The organism is Microvirga sp. P5_D2, assembly GCF_054049475.1.
In genome coordinates, this window is record NZ_JBFUMH010000318.1 from 1 (window position 1) to 2,615 (window position 2,615).

Consider the following 2,615-nt stretch of genomic DNA (forward strand, 5'->3'; position numbering starts at 1 on the left):
GTACGGGGTCAATAGACCCCGTACCACCCGTGCAAGAATGAGTTGCCGTGATAGGTAACATGGAGGCGGCAAGCTCGACTTGAATACTTTCTAGGGATTGTGGGGATAGATGCAAAAGCCATTAGCACCTCAATGGACTCACAACCTTTGATTGGGCAACCTAGTGACGTTTGCTCAAGGAACTAATAGATGGCGACCGGCAGCCGCAAGCGCACAATAACCAACGAGGAGATTGGGCTGGTTAAAGCCATGCTTGCGAAAGGGATGAAAAATGACGAAGTGCATTTTTATTTCAATCGCGCTGACCGTCTCATTAGCTCAGGGCGCATCACTCAAATTAAACAAGGCAAATATGGATCGGAAGCTATCATAGCTACCCCAGCAGAGTTGGAGATATTTTTCTCTACCTGGAAGGCTCAGCAATTTTTAGACTCAGCAAAAAGAAATATTTCTGCAATAGATCATGAAGCGATTACTGCACTGTTCATGAAAACTAATAATTCCTGGGTCTTGAGATTAGGTGAGACCGACAAGGCTGAATGTAAGCATAGTTTTCGCCTTGAACCCTTAGAGAGATTTGCTGATTCTATTAGGACAATAGCAGGATTCGCGAATAACAAAGGTGGATATATTCTGTTTGGTGTAAATGATGGCACCCAAACAGTAGAGGGCCTCTCTAACGACCTATTTTCCAATACTGATCCAGCTGCGATCAATCGCGCCCTCGCGGCAACTCTCGATCCGATCCCACATGTTACGAAAACATCGGTCATTATAGATAATAAGCTGATTGGTGTTCTTTATGTGGAGCCGCACAATAACGCACCCGTGATGGCAGTGAAGAATATTGGAAATAGCACTGTAAAAGAAGGCGCAATTTACTACAGGTATGTAGGTGAAACACGCCAAATTAAACCGGGCGAGCTTCGTCAAATAATTGCCAATAGAGAACAGCGAGCAGTTGCCGAATTTTCACAGCGGATGACACGCTTAGCATCTGGAACAGAAGCTACAATCAACCTCGACACCGGACAAGTAGTAGGCAAAAGCGGGAGCTTTATTATCGATCAGAATCTCCTACCCAGCCTTCAATTCATCCGCGAGGGCGAGTTCAGCGAAGTCAAGGGTGCACCAGCTCTTCGCCTGATTGGCGATGTTAAACCAGTAGGAACTACGGGGACTGGAAGAGCACGAATTATACGCGAGAATGTAACTCCAGATTCTGTCATCAGGAACTTCCTTCGTGATGTTCCTGTCTCTGATCCTATGCAGTATATTCACGCGCAAGCGCACTGTCAGCGTAAGTGGCTACCTGTATGGTACTATGTTGAGCAAACGGGTATGCCAGTTGAGAAAATCATCGAAGATTTGAAAGCTCAAATTACCGCTCATCCATCAATCCGCGATGCTGTGGTGCAGCGACTTCGTCAACCCGGCGCAGCTTTTAAGTTCAATCCAGGCAAACCTGCTATTGTTTGTGCTGCACTCGCACGAGGAGAGACTGTAGAACCAAAAGGTGATGTAGAGGATTTACGTCTTGCTAATGCTATAATGGGCCTGACTAAACCCATACCGGATTCTAAACAAGTCAAACGTATGCTTCTGGGCTGTCTAAATCGAGCCCAAGGTCAGGATCAAAGCTCTGGTAATCGTAGGAGCGCAATTTATAGAGCAGCATGTCGCCTTGACGAACTGCTACATAACAACGCCTAAGACAAAAGTTCTGTCTTTGTTCTTGACAATTATCCTAACCTTGGCTATGTATGGGGCAGCCCGATCCACCGAGGGGCGCGCTCGCGAGGCGTCGTGATTGTGGGATCGGGCACGGTCTCGTGCGCGAGGTGACGCAACCTCGCGTGACGGGAGGCCCAGGCGAGAAGGCCGGGTTCAGTTCTGGTTCGAAGCCGCCCGCTGCAAAATGCGGTGTCCGCTTCGGGCAGTTCATGGGCCAAGTCGCGTCTGTCCGCCTAAAAAAGCCGTGCGCGAAGTGCAGTCCTGCTCTTCACACACAACCATCATCGAGCCGGGCTGCCCATCGCGCCACCCTCGATTGCCCTAAAAGGCTCCCGGCTGTTTCAGCCCGGAGCCCGCGGGCGCATGCCGATTTTCCAAAGCCTTTTTCCAAGCCATTTTAGTTCAACCCATTATTGCTGAGGGTGCCCCATGCCCAGGAGCCGTTCTGAAGCCTTTCTCTCCCGAATTCCCAACCCCGACGATGCCTTGCGGCGTCTGGCCGATGTGCTGCGGATGCCGTCGGAGTGCCGCAAGCGCGCCTGCCGCGTTGAGGGCTGCTGCCAGGGCGGCTATGGGCCGCCCTGCTTCTTCGCGCGGCGGGAGTTCTTCTCCGATGCCCTGCGCGATCACATGCCCGAGTACCGGGACCTTTGGGACGAGCATCGGGAGACCATCCGGCAGACGCTGCGGCGGTGAGGGGCATGGCTGGGTGAGAACGATTGAGGTTGAGCGCTCTTCACCTCTCCTTGAGGGAGAGGTCGGACCGGAGGTCCGGGTGAGGGGTTACTGCGCTCTCCGGAGACGGCGATCCCCCTCACCCTCGCTGCGCTCGACCTCTCCCCATCGCAAGTCGGGTGTTCCCGACTTGCGCAAGCAAAAGC

General features: G+C 52.0%; 2 protein-coding genes. Both read left to right on the forward strand.

What is annotated here, in order from left to right:
- Positions 1-189: 189 nt before the first annotated feature.
- Positions 190-1,713 (forward strand): AlbA family DNA-binding domain-containing protein, encoded by a 1,524-nt coding sequence (locus ACXJKO_RS31140; protein ID WP_457094870.1) that lies wholly within the window; start codon positions 190-192, stop codon positions 1,711-1,713.
- Between the two features lie 450 nt (positions 1,714-2,163).
- Positions 2,164-2,430, forward strand: coding sequence for a hypothetical protein (locus ACXJKO_RS31145; RefSeq protein ID WP_457094871.1), 267 nt, complete (start codon positions 2,164-2,166; stop codon positions 2,428-2,430).
- Positions 2,431-2,615 lie beyond the last annotated feature (185 nt).

Bases quoted from the DNA above. Each gene is read 5' to 3' on its own strand.
- ACXJKO_RS31145 (WP_457094871.1), top strand. From the start codon at position 2,164: ATGCCCAGGAGCCGTTCTGAAGCCTTTCTCTCCCGAATTCCCAACCCC.
- ACXJKO_RS31140 (WP_457094870.1), top strand. From the start codon at position 190: ATGGCGACCGGCAGCCGCAAGCGCACAATAACCAACGAGGAGATTGGG.